Below are 906 nucleotides of genomic sequence, written 5' to 3'. Positions count from 1 at the left end.
TTTTTGGAGTGCATCATGACTAAAGTGAACCATCTACAAAGCCTCTGTGTTATCCACGTAGACTTTGACATCTGGAGTGGACAAACCCGTTTGTCTGCATCTGATCTCAAGCTGGGCGAGGGTGGTGAAATTCCACCTGAGAAAGTAGCTCAACTGGGAAGTAAGAAGATCTGTGATCCGGCTAAGCTGAAAGGCTTTCATCGCCTGAAAACAGAAACTCGTCGCCTCCTGCTGAAATTCGGTATGCCGTTCATGAACGGATTTGCCGTACCCGTCAGCAAGACCGATGAAATCTGTAACAAGCTGAATGACATCAACTTTCAGTTTAACCAACTGAAACAGGATTTCATCAAAGGTTACAACAAAGCCGTGGATGAATGGTGTCAGGAGAACCCTGAGTATGAACGAGCTATCCGTGCCGGAGCCCTTCCAAAGGAAACGGTCGAGGAGCGGATTGGCTTTGAGTACCAGGTGTTCATGATCCAGCCTGTGAACGAAGATGAGGCCAACGCCAAACGCCTTAACCGCAAGGTTGAGCGCCTGGGTGACGATCTCATCTCCGAAGTGGTTCAGGAAGCGAATAAGTTCTATATGGAACGTTTGGCCGGTCGAGACCAATGTGCGGTCACTACTCGGCAGACACTCCGTAACATCCGCGACAAGGTGGATGGGCTTAGCTTCCTGAACAGCGCTTTTAACCCTCTGGTCAAGCTGCTCGACCAAACCCTCCGGGGATACGAGCAACATGCCGATGGCCGAAACATCGTTGCGCCTTTCTTTTATCAGGTCGTGGCCGCTGTGCTGATCATGAGCGAGAGGGACCGCATCGAGCAGTATGCCAATGGCTCGATTACTGTAGAGGGCATGGCTAATGACATTGGCGGTTCGGGAGCCCAGATGGGGGAC

1 protein-coding gene is annotated in these 906 nt (G+C 51.1%); it reads left to right on the top strand.

From position 1 onward, the window contains the following. Nucleotides 1-15: 15 nt before the first annotated feature. A partial coding sequence (locus BHE89_RS18730) for a DUF3150 domain-containing protein (RefSeq protein WP_128860720.1) occupies nt 16-906 on the top strand: 891 nt, incomplete at its 3' end.

This window comes from Shigella sp. FC1967, assembly GCF_001743005.1.
Classification (GTDB): Bacteria; Pseudomonadota; Gammaproteobacteria; order Enterobacterales; family Enterobacteriaceae; genus Proteus.
The sequence above is the reverse complement of the archived record's forward strand: the minus strand, read 5'-3'. Positions and strand labels throughout refer to the sequence as shown.